The sequence below is a fragment of the Pseudohalocynthiibacter aestuariivivens genome (assembly GCF_018457175.1).
Classification (GTDB): domain Bacteria; phylum Pseudomonadota; class Alphaproteobacteria; order Rhodobacterales; family Rhodobacteraceae; genus Pseudohalocynthiibacter; species Pseudohalocynthiibacter aestuariivivens.
In genome coordinates this window covers 153,635-168,993 of the sequence record NZ_JAGFNU010000003.1, presented here as the reverse complement: position 1 = coordinate 168,993, position 15,359 = coordinate 153,635, and the positions used below count along the sequence as shown (strand labels likewise).

The 15,359-nt window shown below is 52.3% G+C and carries 17 protein-coding genes; 11 read left to right on the top strand and 6 right to left on the bottom strand.

Features of this window, described 5'->3' with window-relative positions; genetic code table 11:
* Positions 1 to 17: 17 nt before the first annotated feature.
* Both J4E70_RS06675 and J4E70_RS06670 read left to right on the top strand, forming a co-directional pair.
* A complete protein-coding gene (locus tag J4E70_RS06675; RefSeq protein WP_213888316.1) occupies positions 18 to 695 on the top strand; it encodes a TRAP transporter small permease in 678 nt (225 codons plus the stop codon).
* On the top strand, positions 695 to 2,089 hold the full coding sequence (locus J4E70_RS06670) for a TRAP transporter large permease (RefSeq protein WP_213888315.1): 1,395 nt from the start codon (positions 695 to 697) through the stop codon (positions 2,087 to 2,089). The genes J4E70_RS06675 and J4E70_RS06670 overlap by 1 nt, the downstream gene beginning before the upstream one ends.
* Before the next feature lie 120 nt (positions 2,090 to 2,209).
* Here the strand turns inward: J4E70_RS06670 and tpiA are convergent, their stop codons facing one another.
* The 4 genes from tpiA to J4E70_RS06650 form a co-directional block, all read right to left on the bottom strand.
* Positions 2,210 to 2,962, bottom strand: a complete 753-nt coding sequence (gene tpiA, locus J4E70_RS06665; protein ID WP_213888314.1) for a triose-phosphate isomerase — start codon at positions 2,960 to 2,962, stop codon at positions 2,210 to 2,212.
* Positions 2,963 to 3,087: 125 nt separating this feature from the next.
* On the bottom strand, positions 3,088 to 3,456 hold the full coding sequence (locus J4E70_RS06660; protein WP_213888313.1) for a TfoX/Sxy family protein: 369 nt from the start codon (positions 3,454 to 3,456) through the stop codon (positions 3,088 to 3,090).
* Positions 3,456 to 3,806 (bottom strand): HesB/IscA family protein, encoded by a 351-nt coding sequence (locus tag J4E70_RS06655; RefSeq protein ID WP_213888312.1) that lies wholly within the window; start codon positions 3,804 to 3,806, stop codon positions 3,456 to 3,458. Before J4E70_RS06655 ends, J4E70_RS06660 begins: the two co-directional genes overlap by 1 nt.
* A gap of 86 nt (positions 3,807 to 3,892) precedes the next feature.
* Positions 3,893 to 4,258 carry an SUF system Fe-S cluster assembly protein gene (locus J4E70_RS06650; RefSeq protein ID WP_213888311.1) on the bottom strand — a complete coding sequence of 122 codons (366 nt, stop codon included), beginning with the start codon at positions 4,256 to 4,258 and terminating at the stop codon, positions 3,893 to 3,895.
* A gap of 675 nt (positions 4,259 to 4,933) precedes the next feature.
* Between J4E70_RS06650 and J4E70_RS06645 the strand changes: the two genes are divergently transcribed.
* The 7 genes from J4E70_RS06645 (at position 4,934) to J4E70_RS06615 (ending at position 11,530) form a co-directional block, all read left to right on the top strand.
* Complete coding sequence (locus tag J4E70_RS06645; RefSeq protein WP_213888310.1) at positions 4,934 to 6,028, top strand: TRAP transporter substrate-binding protein; 1,095 nt, start codon at positions 4,934 to 4,936, stop codon at positions 6,026 to 6,028.
* Positions 6,029 to 6,101: 73 nt separating this feature from the next.
* On the top strand, positions 6,102 to 6,671 hold the full coding sequence (locus tag J4E70_RS06640) for a TRAP transporter small permease subunit (RefSeq protein ID WP_213888309.1): 570 nt from the start codon (positions 6,102 to 6,104) through the stop codon (positions 6,669 to 6,671).
* 33 nt (positions 6,672 to 6,704) lie between these two features.
* Positions 6,705 to 8,069 (top strand): TRAP transporter large permease, encoded by a 1,365-nt coding sequence (locus J4E70_RS06635; RefSeq protein ID WP_213888308.1) that lies wholly within the window; start codon positions 6,705 to 6,707, stop codon positions 8,067 to 8,069.
* A complete protein-coding gene (locus J4E70_RS06630) occupies positions 8,066 to 9,403 on the top strand; it encodes an amidase (RefSeq protein ID WP_213888307.1) in 1,338 nt (445 codons plus the stop codon). The genes J4E70_RS06635 and J4E70_RS06630 overlap by 4 nt, the downstream gene beginning before the upstream one ends.
* A 17-nt stretch (positions 9,404 to 9,420) precedes the next feature.
* Complete coding sequence (locus J4E70_RS06625; protein ID WP_213888306.1) at positions 9,421 to 9,615, top strand: hypothetical protein; 195 nt, start codon at positions 9,421 to 9,423, stop codon at positions 9,613 to 9,615.
* A gap of 3 nt (positions 9,616 to 9,618) precedes the next feature.
* Complete coding sequence (locus J4E70_RS06620; protein WP_213888305.1) at positions 9,619 to 10,578, top strand: 2-hydroxyacid dehydrogenase; 960 nt, start codon at positions 9,619 to 9,621, stop codon at positions 10,576 to 10,578.
* 79 nt (positions 10,579 to 10,657) lie between these two features.
* Entirely contained in the window at positions 10,658 to 11,530 is an 873-nt protein-coding gene (locus J4E70_RS06615) for an NAD(P)-dependent oxidoreductase (RefSeq protein WP_213888304.1), read from the top strand.
* Between the two features lie 23 nt (positions 11,531 to 11,553).
* Here J4E70_RS06615 and J4E70_RS06610 read toward each other — a convergent pair whose 3' ends face one another.
* Together J4E70_RS06610 and J4E70_RS06605 are read right to left on the bottom strand one after the other, a co-directional pair.
* Positions 11,554 to 12,672 (bottom strand): aminotransferase class V-fold PLP-dependent enzyme, encoded by a 1,119-nt coding sequence (locus J4E70_RS06610; RefSeq protein ID WP_213888303.1) that lies wholly within the window; start codon positions 12,670 to 12,672, stop codon positions 11,554 to 11,556.
* A 96-nt stretch (positions 12,673 to 12,768) separates the two neighbouring features.
* Positions 12,769 to 13,467, bottom strand: a complete 699-nt coding sequence (locus tag J4E70_RS06605; RefSeq protein ID WP_213888302.1) for a cyclic nucleotide-binding domain-containing protein — start codon at positions 13,465 to 13,467, stop codon at positions 12,769 to 12,771.
* Between the two features lie 277 nt (positions 13,468 to 13,744).
* On the opposite strand from J4E70_RS06605, the gene J4E70_RS06600 reads away from it, so the two are divergent.
* Together J4E70_RS06600 and J4E70_RS06595 are read left to right on the top strand one after the other, a co-directional pair.
* Positions 13,745 to 13,981: a hypothetical protein gene (locus tag J4E70_RS06600; protein ID WP_213888301.1), complete on the top strand. Its 237-nt coding sequence runs from the start codon at positions 13,745 to 13,747 to the stop codon at positions 13,979 to 13,981.
* The gene (locus tag J4E70_RS06595) at positions 13,974 to 15,299 is read left to right on the top strand and encodes an MFS transporter (RefSeq protein WP_213888300.1); all 1,326 of its coding nucleotides are present in this window, start codon (positions 13,974 to 13,976) and stop codon (positions 15,297 to 15,299) included. Before J4E70_RS06600 ends, J4E70_RS06595 begins: the two co-directional genes overlap by 8 nt.
* The last annotated feature ends 60 nt before the right edge of the window (positions 15,300 to 15,359 follow it).

The window sequence follows — 15,359 nt, the reverse complement described above, 5'->3', positions numbered from 1 at the left end:
ATATAGGGGGGAGTATCATGCATCCGAAACCGGGTGAAACTTTTGTCGACAAGATAGAAGAAACGCTTATCTCGATTCTTCTGGGTGCAATGACACTGATTACTTTTGCCAATGTCATCGCGCGATACGGTTTCAATTCAAATATTCTCTGGGCGCTCGAGATGACGGTGTTCTTGTTTGGCTGGCTTGTCCTCTTGGGCGCATCCTACGCAGTCAAAAAAGGTGCGCACCTTGGTGTTGATGCAATCATCAACATACTTTCACCAGGCACCAGGCGGCTGTTGGCATTGATCTCTGTCGCGGTCTGCATCGCCTTTAGCGTGATGTTATTGAAGGGCGCCTGGGATTACTGGGCAAACTTTGCCAACCTGCCCGGTACCACGGGCCGCTGGTTCCCGACCGGCTTTGAAGACATGCGCCCAACCAGCTATCGCGGCTGGTATGAAGTGAACGATATTCCACACCCCGGTTTTCTCGGCTGGATGGAAGGCGCGTTCAACGAAGGCGAATCCTACAACAAATTACCGCGCATGATACCCTACGCTGTTCTGCCGCTTTCAATGGCGCTGCTTTTGTATCGGTTCATTCAAGTTGCGCTTTCGATTTGGAGCGGGAAGATGGATCGACTTGTCGCCAGCCACGAGGTTGAAGACGAGATTCAGGAAATTCGTGAGCAGCTGGGGGATGAAGACTGATGGATGTCGTATTACTCTTTGTCATGGTGATCGGCTTTATGCTGATCGGTGTGCCGATCTCGGTTTCGCTTGGGATGTCGTCTGTTCTTTTCCTGTTATGGTTCTCTGACAGTTCGCTCGCCTCTGTTGCGCAAACTTTGTTCAGTGCTTTTGAGGGTCATTTCACCCTGCTCGCCATTCCATTCTTTATTCTTGCGTCGTCGTTTATGTCGACAGGCGGGGTTGCGCAGCGGATCATCCGGTTCTCGATCGCCTGTGTTGGGCATTTCCAGGGTGGTCTTGCAATCGCCGGGGTTTTTGCCTGTATGATGTTTGCTGCTTTGTCCGGGTCTTCCCCGGCGACGGTGGTCGCCATTGGTTCGATCGTGATCGCAGCGATGCGACAGGCGGGCTATTCCAAGGAATTTGCGGCAGGTGTTATCTGCAATGCCGGTACTCTGGGTATCCTGATCCCGCCATCGATTGTGATGGTGGTTTACGCTGCCGCTGTTGAAGTTTCCGTCGGACGAATGTTTCTGGCCGGGGTGATACCGGGTATCCTTGCTGGTCTCATGCTGATGATCGCAATCTATGTGATGGCACGCGTCAAGAACATGCCCAGTGGTGAGTGGGCTGGCTGGGGCGAAGTGTTTGATTCCTTCCGCGATGCGGGCTGGGGCCTTTTGCTGATTGTTATCATTATGGTCGGGATTTACGGTATTCCCGGTGTGACGGGCGCGATCTTTACACCGACCGAAGCGGCGGCTGTCGCCTCTGTCTACGCGTTCTTTGTCGCAAGTTTCATCTATCGCGATATGGGGCCGCTCGCAGCGAAGGGCGACAATGGAAAGATCAGCATTCTGCGCAAACCTATTGCTGTGGTGACGGCGTTTTTCCATCACGACACAAAGCGCACATTGTTTGAGGCCGGCAAGCTGACCGTCACGCTGATGTTTGTCATCGCGAACGCGCTCATCCTGAAACATGTTCTGACCGAGGAGCAAATTCCGCAACACGTTGCAAACGCGATGCTGTCTGCAGGCTTTGGTCCGATAATGTTTCTGGTGGTTGTTAACGTTATTTTGCTGATTGGCGGGCAGTTTATGGAGCCATCGGGCCTTTTGGTGATTGTTGCGCCGCTCGTGTTTCCCATTGCCATTCAGCTTGGGATTGATCCAATCCATCTTGGGATCATCATGGTGGTCAATATGGAAATCGGGATGATCACACCACCGGTTGGTCTGAACCTGTTCGTGACGTCTGGTGTGGCTGGCATGCCGATGATGAGTGTGGTGAAGGCGGCGCTGCCGTTCCTTGCTGTGCTCTTCGTCTTCCTGATCATGATTACCTATATCCCGTTCCTGTCGACGTTCTTGCCGAACATGATGATGGGGCCGGAAATCATCATGCAGTAGGGGTGACGTTTAACGACACCTCCTCACCAAGAAATTAATAACGGGCCGCTGCATCATGCAGCGGCCCGTTATCTTTTGGCGGTTTTGTGTTTCAGTTAAATTACCCGTCGGGTAGGGGTCTTATGCGCTGGCGGCCAGTGCCGTTATGATTGCCGAGAAATCGTTGGCTTTAAGTGACGCGCCACCAACAAGCGCGCCGTCCACATTGACGACGTGGAATATTTCAGCTGCGTTGCTGGGTTTCACGGATCCGCCGTAAAGAATACGCGTTGCGGCGCCGGTCTTTTCACCAAACCGGGTAATCAGGTTGGTACGTATGAAATCATGCACCTCTTCGATCTGCGAAAGCGTTGGTACACGGCCTGTTCCGATCGCCCAGATCGGCTCGTAAGCGATGACAAGGTTTCGCGCGGTCACAACATCCGGTATCGACCCGGCGAGCTGATCTTCAATCACTGTGAGCGTCGTGCCATCGTCACGCTGGGTTTCAGATTCACCAACGCAAATAATAGCTGTCAAACCGGCGTTCATCGCAGCACCGGCTTTGGCACAGACAAGCGCGCTTGTTTCGCCATGGTCTTCGCGCCGCTCGGAATGGCCAAGGATGACATAAGCTGCGCCAGCGTCGACCAGCATTGCTGCAGATACATCACCTGTATGCGCGCCGGAAGCTGCGGGATGACAATCCTGGCCTCCCGTTTCAATCGAGCTGTGGGTCAAGCGTTCGGACATTCGTGAAAGCAAGGTCGCAGGCGGGCAGATCACGACGTCGACTGCCGCAATTGATGAATGGGAGTTCAGAGCGTCCACTTCGGCAAGTGCCGCCGCAGTGCCGTTCATCTTCCAGTTCCCAGCAGCGAGTTTTTGGCGCATTGTCAGTATCCTTTGCTTGCGGCGTTTGAGACCTTTTACGGAAATCGCAATCCTGCAGGGACAGGTCAAGAGCAACAGCCGAAATTGTGCAGATATAACAGCAATAGTGCCCGATCAGCGCTATATCACTTTGCTTTTTTTGGCTTTTTTGTTTTTTTGGCAGCAGCGGTTTCCAATGCTGGGATCAGCGACTTGCGTGCCCAGGCCATTGCTTCGTCCGGATCATCCCACGCGCTGTCGGGCAGGGTGGTCAGACCATGAATTGTTCGGGGGCCGTCTTTCGTTTCATAGTTGAAGGGTTCTGATCCTGCTGCAAGGTATTCGGCGATCAGGGGTTCGTCAGCCTTCATGTAAATGGAGCCATTTATCAGAACAGCAAACATCGCATCCTGCGTATAGATGCCCGTTCCGCCAAACATGCGAGTTGTCTTAATTGGTCCAATGTCGGCAAACAAATCTTTGGCGAACAGGACAAATTCCGGATCGGTCGCCATTACATATCTGCGAATTTTATTGATTCACCACAGCCACAGGCATCAACAACATTAGGATTGCGGAATTTGAAACCAGATTCGAGGAGCGAAACTTCATAGTCGATTTCGGTACCAAACAGGAACATCTGCGCCATCGGTGCAATCATCACCCGTGCGCCATCTTGCTCAACCACTTCGTCATGGGGGTCTACGTCATTTACGTAGTCCATCGTGTATTCCATACCCGCACAGCCGCCCTTTTTAACGCCAATGCGCAGGCCTTTTGAGCCATCTTTTTGCATCAGCCGCACGATTTGCGCGGCGGCCTTTGGGCTAATGCTAACCGCTTGTTTTCCTGGGATGCCAAACATGACGGCTCCGTTTATGGTTGTTCGCTTATTAATTTAGGGTGCTGGAGGGCTAATCTCAAGCGGTGAGGGGTCTGGTTGACGTCTCGTCACATGAAACCCAGTTCAAGACGTGCCTCATCTGACATCATGTCCATTCCCCATGGCGGTTCCCATACCAGTTGTACGTCCACGGTTTTTACGCCGGGCAGGGGTTCAACCGCTTCGGCAACCCACCCCGGCATTTCACCGGCAACCGGACACCCCGGCGCAGTAAGTGACATCAGGATGTTTACCTCGCCTTCGTCACTGATTTCGATGGTGTAAATCAGCCCCAGATCATAGATATTAACTGGAATTTCAGGGTCATAAACGCTGCGACAAGCCTCGACCACGGTATCGTAAATCGCATGATCCGTTGTCGATGGTTTGATGAGAGGGGTACCCTCCATCTGATGTGGTGCTTCGGCGGTCATAGGTGCCTCTTATATTACTTGAGCGAATATATAAGGATTAGAACAACCGACGTCCAGTGGGCAGGTTGGTTCATCTTGCCACGCTGTATTACAGGCGGTCTGGAATTCTGTTTCGTATTGTGTTTGCTGGATTTTTGAGAACAGCATGATTTTTTAAATGGGCCGTAAACGACGTGGTTTTGTGAAAGAAGCCTTGGAATCTCGACCGAAAGAGATTTCCGCGACTCTGGCGCTAACAGGCATTCCGCCTTGTGATTGGCTAAATTAAGGGGTTTTCCGTTTGGAAGCTTCTGGCCGTGCCAAAACCAAATCGGTTCCCTGCGAAGAGCCTTGCATTATGTCGTTTGCAGTAAAACGTTGCATGAGCACACGTGGATTCACCCCAGTATAAATATTAGTAAATAAACAAAAAAACTTCTGTAGTTTTCTGTGAAACTTGAAGATTAACTTATCGGAGAGCCGACGCTTAAACTCTGTTTGTGCTTTCGCAACCCAATTTTCAGAGTGGCCCCAAGAAACCCAAATCGCTTAATTGGCAATAAAACCTTACCAAAACGTTAAAATTCTCTTGCCGCATCGAAATTGTTCAAGTATTTTTAAACGGTGAAAAGAGGGCATCAGGCTCCGAAAGCAACAAACATTACTAATAAATTGCTCTATTCCTTGGGAGGAAACATGACAAACTCCGTAAATCGTCGGAAATTCCTGCGCGGCTCGGCCGTAGCGGCGGCTGCGTCACTTGCAGCACCTTCAATCGCGCGCGCAGAAGGCACCGTATTGAAAATGCAAGCTGCCTGGGGCGGTGGTATTTTCCTTGAAAACGCTCAATCATACGTAGACCGTGTTCACGCCATGGCGGGAGACGCCCTAAAAATCGACCTTCTGCCTGTAAACTCGGTTGTGAAAACCAGCCAGATGCAAGACGCCGTTCACCGCGGCGTTCTGGATGCCGCACACTACGTGCCGGCATACTGGTATTCGAAATCAAAAACTGCATCGCTGTTTGGAACTGGCCCCTGCTTTGGCTGGTCCAGCCAAGAAGTTCTGGGTTGGGTCAACTATGGCGGCGGTCAGGAACTGTTTGACGAATTGATGGCCTCGCTTGGCCTGAACGTTGTTTCATTCTTCAACTCTCCAATGCCTGCGCAGCCATTGGGCTGGTTCAAAGAAGAGATCAAAGACGCATCACAAATGGACGGCCTGAAATACCGTACTGTCGGTCTCGCTGCCGACGTTCTGCTCGAAATGGGTATGTCCGTTGTCCAACTGCCGGGCGGTGAAATTCAGCCGGCCATGAAATCCGGACTGATTGATGCGGCAGAATTTAACAACCCAACCTCTGACCGTGACTTCGGTATGCAGGACGTGTCCAAACACTACCATCTTGCATCCTTCCACCAGTCACAGGAATTCTTTGAGGTGACGTTCAACAAAGACAAGTATGAAGCATTGCCAGCAGAGCTTCAGGCGATCCTGAAATATGCGTCCGAAGCTGAAAATTCCAACTTCTACTGGCACAACACAAAGCGTTATGCGGATGATCTGAAAACTCTGCGCGACGAGCAGGGTGTCAATGTCTACCGCACACCAGACAGTGTTATGTCAGCGCAGCTGGATGCCTGGGATATCGTGGTTGACCGTATTTCGGGCGAGGACGCATTCTTTGCGAAGGTGATCGATTCACAAAAAGCCTACGCTGAGAACGTGATGGATTATCTGAATCTGAACCAGCCTGACTATAAGCTGGCCTACGCACATTACTTCGGCTGATCGCTGCTACAAAAAACTGTTCCGGGGGCTGCAAAAGGCCCCCGGACTTTTATTGGACTAAGGAAACTGAAATATGGAAAAACTGGTCTATGCGATCGAAGGTTTGAGCCTATGGGTAGGGCGCGCTTTCGGCTGGTGCATCTTGATCCTAACACTTTCAGTTTCCTACGAAGTTTTCGTGCGATATGTCCTGAACGCTCCGACAGTCTGGGCTTTCGATATGATGGTTCAGATGTATGGTGCCCTTTTCCTGATGGCAGGGCCTTATGCGCTTGCGCAGGACGCGCATGTTCGGGGTGATGTTCTTTACCGCCTGTTTTCGATCCGCTGGCAGGCGCGTGTTGATTTTTTACTGTACCTTCTGTTCTTCTTCCCCGGCATGATTGCGCTTTTCTGGTACGGCTGGGAAATCGCAAGCGACAGCTGGCGGTACAAGGAAGTCAGCTGGAACAGCCCGGCCAGAATCCAAATCTATTTCTTCAAAACGCTGATACCTGCCGCTGGCCTCTTGCTGATGCTGCAAGGTCTGGCAGAGCTGATGCGGTGCTGGAAGGCGATGAAAACCGGTGTCTGGATGGAACGTTTGGATGACGTGAAAGAGACCGAAGATATGCTGATGCATATCAACGAACCGAAATTCTGAGCAGACAAAGCCCCCTAGGACAAAGAGAATAAGATGACAAATCCTGAAGTTGCCATCCTGATGCTGTGCCTGTTTATCCTGCTGGTGCTGCTCGGTTTTCCAATTGCTTTCACTCTGCTCGCGATGGGCGTGGGTTTTGGCTATTACGCCTACTACCAAGGTGGAATTGAAACGTTTTCGGACATTTTCAACAACAACATTTTCTACCTGTTAAACCAGAACACCTATTCGGTGATGGAGAACGACACACTTGTCGCGATCCCACTGTTTTTGTTCATGGGGTACGTGGTTGAGCGTGCCAATATCGTGGACCGGTTATTCTATTCGCTCTATATGGCCGCGCGGAATTTGCCCGGCTCGCTAGCGATTGCTGCGCTTTTGACTTGCGCGGTCTTTTCCACAGCCTCGGGTATTGTGGGGGCGGTTGTCACGCTGATGGGCCTGCTGGCTTATCCGGCTATGGCAAAAGCAAACTACGACAAAAGCTTTGCTTCGGGTGTTATTTGCGCTGGGGGTACGCTTGGTATTCTGATTCCGCCGTCGATTATGCTGATCGTTTACGCCGCAATTGCAGAGCTTTCGCCTCTGCGCCTGTACGCGGCTGCTGTTTTTCCGGGGCTTCTATTGGCGGGTCTCTATATTGTTTATGTGATGATCCGCGTATGGATCAATCCGGCGATCGCGCCTAAGCCCAACCTTGACGATATACCACCACGCAGGAAAATCTACCTCGATCTGTTGATATCCTTTGTGCCGCTGACGGTACTTATCATGCTGGTTCTGGGTTCAATCCTTGGCGGTCTGGCAACCCCTGCCGAAGCTGCGGCCATGGGTGCGCTTGGTGGTTTGGTTCTGGCGTTTTTGTACCGCTCTCTGACGTGGCTCAAAGTCAAGGAAAGCGTCTTTTTGACCGCGAAGGCCACCGCGATGGTGTGCTGGCTTTTTGTCGGGTCGTGGACGTTTGCCTCGGTCTTTTCCTACCTCGGCGGGCATGACCTGATTTCTGACTGGGTTGTTGGTATGAACCTTGAACCCTGGCAGTTCCTGGTCATGGCGCAGCTCATCATCTTCTTCCTTGGCTGGCCGCTGGAATGGTCTGAAATTCTGATTATCTTTGTTCCGATCTTTTTGCCAATGCTCGAAGTCTTTGGCGTGAACCCATACTTCTTTGCGATGCTGGTTGCACTTAATCTGCAAACCTCGTTCCTGACGCCGCCGATGGCGATGTCGGCCTATTATCTGAAGGGCGTGCTAAAAAAACAGATCGAACTCATGGAAATTTTCCGAGGCATCATCCCTTACCTGGGTATCGTGATCCTATGCATGGTGCTGATGTACCAGTTTCCGGGGATTGCGCTGTGGTTCCCTGACTACCTGTTCGGTGTATACGTTCCATGAGCACTGCGCCGAATGCTTTGTCGGCAACTGAAGCGGCCCGTCACATACGTGAAGGGCGGCTCAGTTCCGTCGATCTGGTGAAATCCTGCTTGCAGCGAATTTCAGAGACTGAACCAACGCTTAGGGCCTGGGCGAGCTTGGAGGAAGAAGCCGCGCTTAAACAGGCTGCAGAAATGGACCGGATTCGAAAGGCAGGCAGGCCCATTGGGGCACTTCACGGTGTGCCGGTTGCGTTAAAGGACATCGTTGACACAAAAGACCTGCCAACCGAACGCGGAACACCCATCTTTTCCGGGCGCAGGCCGACCCACGATGCGGCAATCGTTGAACGCCTGACAGATGCGGGTGCCGTGATCCTTGGAAAGACGGTCACGACGGAACTTGCCTTCGCGCATCCCGCAGTAACACGTAACCCGCATAACCCGGACTATTCGCCGGGGGGGTCATCAAGCGGTTCCGCAGCAGCGGTGGCGGCCTTTAACGTGCCGCTGGCTATTGGTACGCAAACGAACGGATCTGTCATTCGGCCTGCGTCCTACTGCGGTATTTTTGGGTTGAAGCCGACCCGTGGGGTGGTGTCACGCCGCGGCATTCTACAGACGTCGGTTACGCTGGATCAGGTTGGTTGCTTTGGCCGAACGCTTGAAGACGCGGCACTGCTTTGCGATGCTGTGAAAGGTTATGACCCTTCGGATACTATGTCCTACCCACGTCCCAGACCAGATATGGGGGCAGGGGTTCAGGCCGAAGCCCCGGTGAAGCCTTCACTCGTCTGGCTTGAGATGCCTTATCACGACAAGCTGACATCAGATTCCATCGAGGCGTTTGCCGCAGTTACCGAAGCTTTGGGCGGGCAGGTGGAACGGATCAAAACATCGGAAAAACTTGCAGCGCTCGTCGATGTTCAGCACACGATTCACGAGTATGAATTCTGTCATCATCTTTCTGAGACACTGAATACACATTGGGATCAGGTCAGCGATACATTGAAACCAATCGTGCAGCGTGGTCGCAAGATAAGTCAGTCAGAATACGAAGACGCGCTTGTGGTTATGGACTCTGCCGAAACCTTCTTTGAAGAGTTTTTCCATGACTATGACGCGGTCATCGCCCCATCGGCGACGGGCGAGGCCCCGAAATTTGGCGACAGCACCGGGGACCCGATTTTCTGCACAATCTGGAACCTCGCCGGACTGCCCTGTGTTACAATGCCACTGCTTGTCGGTGAAACTGGCCTGCCGATTGGCGTTCAACTCATCGGCGCCAAAGAAGAAGATGACCGCTTGCTGCGCACCGCGAATTGGGTGTTGAATGAATTGAAGGCCGAAGCCTGAAACCGGAGGAATTAGACATGTCAAACGGAACAAAATTATTTGTCGGCTTATTCGGGACCGCACTGATGTTTACCTTTATCATCGGGCTGGCCCATTCGATTTCCACCGGTTTTGCCGGATTCTGGGGTGGCTTGCCTTTCACTGTTATCGTGATCGCGGTGCTGAGTATGGCGCTTTATGATTTCTGGGATGAATGCGTGCGCCGAAAGTAAGCTATGACCAAGCCCGTTGTCTGGATTTCCCGTCGTCTGTCTGACGCCACGCTAGAACGTGCCGCGCGTGACTATGATGTCATCGTCAATACCGATGATACGCTAAGTTCGGCCGATGATATTGTCGGAATGAGCGCGAAGGTCGATGCAATCATCCCCTGCCACTCAGAACTTTTCAGCGCCGAGGTTGCGGCACGTCTTGATCCGCGGCTCAAGATTATCGCCAACCACTCTGTCGGGGTGGACCATTGTGACCTGCCCGCGCTGAAAGCCCGTGGAATCACGATTACGAATACACCTGACGTCCTGTCAGATGCGACTGCTGAGATCGCGATGCTTCTTATGTTGGGAGCTGCGCGCCATGCGGTAGAAGGTGACGATCTGGTGCGTTCCGGTAACTGGGATTTCTGGAGCCCGTCTTTCATGGTGGGCAAACAAACAACCGGCGCGCGGCTTGGCATTATTGGGATGGGACGTGTGGGGCAGGCCTTTGCGCGCAAGGCGCTTGGCTTTGATATGGAGATTCACTATTACAACCGCTCCAGATTGTCAGAAGACAAGGAACAGGGTGCAATCTTTCACGAAACGATCGAGGGCCTGCTAAGCGTTGCTGATTTTCTATCGCTTCATTGCCCGGCAACATCGGAGACGACAGGTTTGATGAACGCAGACCGCTTTGCGCTGTTGCCAGATGGTGCGGTTGTTGTGAACACGGCGCGCGGTGCTCTGGTTGATGAGGTGGCACTTCTTGAAGCTCTGAAAAGCGGTAAACTTTCGGCAGTAGGGCTTGATTGTTTCGCGGTAGAGCCGGGTGGTAACCCAGCCTTTGCGGCGTACAAAAACATTTTCATGCTGCCCCACATAGGTAGTGCAACCACCAGAACACGTGACGCAATGGGTTTTCGCGCGTTGGATAATCTTGATGCATTTTTTGCAGGGAAGACTCCAAAAGACCAACTTTGAATGGGTGCCGGGGCTGCCTCAGGATTTAGTTCATAATTACTAACCAAACGCCTATGGCGTTTGTCAGAAAGGGAATACAATGGCGAAAGTAGCATTTTTGGGACTTGGTGTGATGGGCTATCCGATGGCCGGGCATCTTCAGACTGCGGGGCATGAGGTTACTGTCTTTAACAGAACTGCAGCAAAGGCCGAGGCATGGGTCAAAGAACATGGCGGCGCAATGGGCGCGACACCGGCCGAAGCTGCAAAGGGTGCAGAATTCGTGATGTGCTGCGTTGGCAACGACGATGACCTGCGCACAGTTTGCTCTGGCGAAAACGGTGCGTTTTCCGGGATGGAAGCGGGGAGTGTGTTTGTTGATCACACCACAGTTTCGGCCGCGGTGACACGCGAGCTTTTTGCGGCGTCCGAAGATAAGGGCGTTGGGTTTGTCGATGCGCCAGTTTCAGGTGGGCAGGCCGGTGCTGAAAACGGGGTGCTATCCGTCATGTGCGGCGGTGTTCAGGAAACCTACAACCGGGCGGAGCCGATCATTCAGGCCTATTCCCGCATTTGTCGGCGGATCGGTGACAGCGGTGCCGGGCAAATGACCAAGATGTGCAACCAGATTGCCATTGCAGGGTTGGTGCAGGGCTTGTCCGAAGCGCTTCATTTTGCCGAAAAATCCGGCCTTGATGGGCGCGCTGTGGTTGAGGTGATTAGCCAGGGCGCAGCGGGTAGCTGGCAGATGTCAAACCGCTATGAAACCATGCTGGACGATCACTTTGAGCATGGCTTCGCAGTTGATTGGATGCGCAAAGATCTGGGCATCTGTCTCAGCACAGCGGACGAAAATGGTGCGAGCCTGCCTGTAACGGCTTTGGTCGATCAGTTTTACAAAGACGTTCAGAAAATGGGTGGCGGGCGCTGGGATACGTCGTCGTTGCTAAGGCGCCTGCGCAAATTTGATTGAGCATATTGGCATTGCCAAGGGCATTATTGCTTCGAGAGAAGGTCAGACAAGCGTTCCAGCACAGTCTCAATTTCATCAGGCGTTGATTGCACGAGTTCAAATGCAATCTCGCCTTCGGCCGCACGCTGGTCCATGACCCAGATTGAAGGTGTGCCTTCTTTTAGGGCCGCTACGAGCTGCGATGCAGTCATTTTCGCGGTGTCGGGATCAATTCTTAGGTGCACGCGCTCAAACGGCAGGCCAGTCTGATCCGGCACCGTAAACGCGTTAACGCCGTGAAACGCATTTGCGCGTTCAATGAAGCCGGGCAGTTTTTGCGCCTGCATCTCTGCCCAGGCAGGGGCGTCTTCTGCGCTTCTTTCTTCGCAAGCAGCGAGTGCGCCAATGATCGCTTCTTTAGAAGCCTTCATTCCACGCCCTATGCCCTTTTCCTGCGCACGAACAGCCGCGACCAAAGAGGCGCTTCCGAGGACAAGTCCAGCTGTTGGGCCTGCAAGGTATTTTTGGGCACTGACCAGAACAATATCGGCGTTCGTGGCAAGCAGCTCTTTGATACGCATATCCTGTGCTGCGCCGTCGATTATCACTGGAATACCTTTTTTATGAGCGAGGCTCACCGCGCTTGCGAAATCTAACGGTTCGCCTGAAACGAGACGAGAGGAAACTAACAAAAGACAACAGGTGTCTTCGTGAGCAACCGTTTGCCCGAGTTCTGTCACTGTGCACTGATCCTTGGCGCCGGCAAAAACCGGTGTCGCCCCGGCCAGCCGGATTGCTTGTTCGATCGGGTGCCCGTAGTTCACGCTGTGGCTTTTTGGCAGGACCACACGGCTCTGCATTCCGGTGCTGTCGGGCAGGGCTGCTATTCGTTGAGGTGATATTCCGGTCATGGCTGCAGCCACAGATAATGTTACGCCGGACGCGGTGCAGTGGGTGACAGTTGCCGCCTCGGCCCCTGCGAATTCGGCGATCTTACGGCTCGCGATTTGCTGAAGCTCGTCAATCACAAAATGCTCTGCGAGAGCATGAGCAACAGCATTGCTGACACCGATTGACGATCTAGAAACACCCAGCGGGGTAAAGACACCGCGCATGTTTATTACGTGTGTCAGGCGATATTTGTCATGAATATTTACGATCACGATATAGCTCCGCCGTTCTCAGAAATAAGGCGTGATGCTACCACAAACCCGGACGCGATTTAGGATAACCTACGGCACCCAGGTGTGCATCCTAATCTATATGCCGTTGCCATCAATCAAATGCGTTGGTTTTGCCAACCTTTCGAGATCGCTGGAATCTACGATTTCAATACAGTTTCCGTCAACTTTGACACCGTAGGGGCGCAGCGCCTTTATGGCACGTGACAGGTTTTCTGGTGTCATACCTAACAAGGACGCAAGCCGCCTTTTTTCCATCACAAGTTCAAAAGACTTTGCACCACCAGCCAGATTCTTTTGGCTGAGAAGATAATTCGCCAGCCGCTCTAAAGAACTACGTAGCTTCAGGTTCTTGGTGTTACGAATAACGCCTCGATAGGCCACTGCCAGCTCTGTCACAACTGCGCGGGAAAACCCGTTGTCGATTTCGAAGACTTCACGCACATCAATTGCAGGAAGCAGAACGAGGCGGGTCTTTTCAAGTGTACGGGCCGACATCAGGCACACCGCGTCCTTTACCGCGGCGGCGAGAATGAAAGTCGAGACGGGGCGCACGATGCCCATGGTCGTCTCACGACCGCACCACGTGGCCACCAGCTCAACCTCTCCGTCGACAACAATGTGCAGGAAATCGCAGGGGTCGCCTTCCGTGATGAGTTCAACTTGCGGCGGGAAGGATTGCACATATGCGCCACGCATCAGGCGGTCGAAATTATCTTCCGTCATTTGTTGAAACAAGGGCAATGACCGAATTACCGGCTGTTCTTCTGGTCGCATCTTCTGAGTCGCCCCTATCTGTGGTTTGACATTAATCAATTACAATTGCGAAATTTGTCAAGCCGATATTTCCATTTACGAACTCGACAATAAACAAAAATTTCCGGTGTGACATACATTTTCTCAACACCACCTTGTTTCACAACCCATCAGGCCATTTGTTGATCTAGGTCAACTTCCGAATTCCGAAACCCTCTCATCTTCCCCGCAATGAAGAACCGCCTGTGTCGCGCTTATGGCAAAAAAAGGGTGGTCTTCTTGGTAAGGGAATGGGGATATGGAAATCCAAAATAAGGCAACAAGCCTTTTACGAAATTTCTTCAACGCGAGAATGGATCAGATCAGAACGTTCCACATTGATGGCTTTGCGTTCCTTTCCTGTTTTTCTGTTTGGCTTGGCACAGTCCCCGCAATGGCTGTTGTGCGCCAGGAACTGCACCCTCAAAGCGGCATGATGGAAGGACTATCATGGCTTGTCGGCTGCAAAAATATCGGAGGTATGGAACATGCATAATATCGAGGGTGTTACCCGTGGTAACCAGTATCGTGCGCTCGGTCTCAGTACTTTGGCGTTTACCGTTTGTTTTGCGGTCTGGACGATCTTTTCGATCATCGGTGTGAAAATTAAACAAGACCTGGGACTGACGGAAACTCAGTTTGGGTTGCTGGTTGCGACACCTGTTCTTACCGGTTCGTTGAGCCGGATTTTTCTGGGCGTCTGGACCGACCAGTTTGGCGGGCGCATCATGCTGCCGCTTCAAATGTTGATTACGGCGGTTTCGGTCTGGTTGTTGGCATCAGTTCAGACTTACGCTGTCTTTCTGATGATCGCGCTGGGGCTTGGTCTGGCCGGTGGGTCATTCATCATCGGTATTGCCTATGTCTCTCGCTGGTTCGAAGCAGAGCGTCAGGGAACGGCACTCGGCATCTTTGGTGCTGGTAACGTGGGGGCCGCAGTTACCAACTTTGCAGCACCATTTCTGGTTGTTGCCGTTGGATGGGAAGATACCGCGCGTATTTACGCTGTGGTTCTCGTTATCATGGCAATCGCCTTTTACATCTTCGCCAAGGAAGACCCTGTGCGGGCTCACCAAAAGAAAACAGGTGAAAAACCCGTATCAGCGATTAAACAACTCGAACCTCTGAAAGATATTCAGGTTTGGCGTTTTGCGACCTACTACTTCTTTGTTTTCGGTGCATTCGTTGCGTTCGCTTCATTCCTGCCACGCTACTACGTCGGTGCATATGGCGTCGCCTTGACATCAGCAGGCGTGTTTGCCGGGATGTATTCGCTGCCGGGTTCGGTTTTCCGGGCGCTTGGAGGCTGGATGTCGGATGTCTGGGGTGCACGCTTTGTTATGTATCTGACATTCATCGTGTCCCTGGTTGTGTTGTTCATCATGAGCTACCCGGAAACCACCTATGTGGTTGAAGGTATTCCCTACGAAGACGGCTCTGAGCGGCTCATTGAATTCAGCTTCGGCATTCCACTTTATGTTTTTGTCTTCCTGACAGTGGTTCTTGGCTTTGTCATGAGCCTTGGTAAGGCAGCCGTTTACAAACACATTCCGGTTTACTTCCCGCATAACGTTGGCGCTGTTGGCGGTCTTGTCGGCATGATCGGGGGGCTCGGCGGTTTTATCCTGCCCATCTCTTTCGGCATCCTGCTGGACGTATTCCACGTGTGGTCAGCTGTCTTCATGCTGATGTTCATAATCGTCGCGGTCAGTACGATCTGGATGCATCTCGCTATTCGCAAGATGGATCGCGAAAGACATCCTGAACTGCGTGAACACACACATCTGTCGGATGTTCCACACGCTAACACTTGATTTTCAAGTAATCGGCGGGCCGGTGAAACGGCCCGCTACAATCCCAAATATCGGAGGATC